1 protein-coding gene and 1 pseudogene are annotated in these 464 nt (G+C 66.6%); both read right to left on the bottom strand.

What is annotated here, in order from left to right:
• Nucleotides 1-94: pseudogene (locus tag AB4Z27_RS29550) on the bottom strand (glutathione S-transferase family protein); the annotation flags it as partial.
• Between the two features lie 49 nt (nt 95-143).
• Nucleotides 144-464: 1-acyl-sn-glycerol-3-phosphate acyltransferase (locus AB4Z27_RS29545; protein ID WP_441646051.1), on the bottom strand; the 321-nt coding region annotated here is incomplete at its 5' end.

Here is a 464-nt window from a genome sequence, read left to right as displayed (position 1 = left end):
GCCCTGCCAGCTTCAGCAGCAGTTCGGCCTTCATGACGAACGGGCTGGCGTCGGGCAGGCCAAAGGCAGGGCCGAAGGTATAGAGCGTGATCATTGTCGTTGGGCTCGTCGTATCGTCGTGTCGTCGTGTCGTCGTATTGCGCCTATTTCCAGTCGCCCCGCAGGGCCAGCACCATCTGCTGGAGCCCTTCCGGTGACGCGGCCTCGGGCGCCACGGGTTCCCCCACCACGAGTTCGAGCCGGCTCAGGATGCCGCGCCGGAACGGACGCGACATGGCCACCCCGCCCTTGCGCGAGAAAAAGCTGCCCCACAGCCCGCGCAGCGCCATCGGCACCACGGGCACCGGCGTGCGGCGGATGATCTGCTGCACACCGCCCTTGAACGGGTTGATGTCGCCGGTAGCCGTGATCATGTCGCCGGTAGCCGTGATCTTGCCTTCGGGGAAGATGCAGACGAGGTCGCC

Origin of the sequence: Cupriavidus sp. KB_39 (genome assembly GCF_052114485.1) — a bacterium.
GTDB lineage: Bacteria > Pseudomonadota > Gammaproteobacteria > Burkholderiales > Burkholderiaceae > Cupriavidus.
This window is presented reverse-complemented; position numbering and strand designations above follow the sequence as displayed.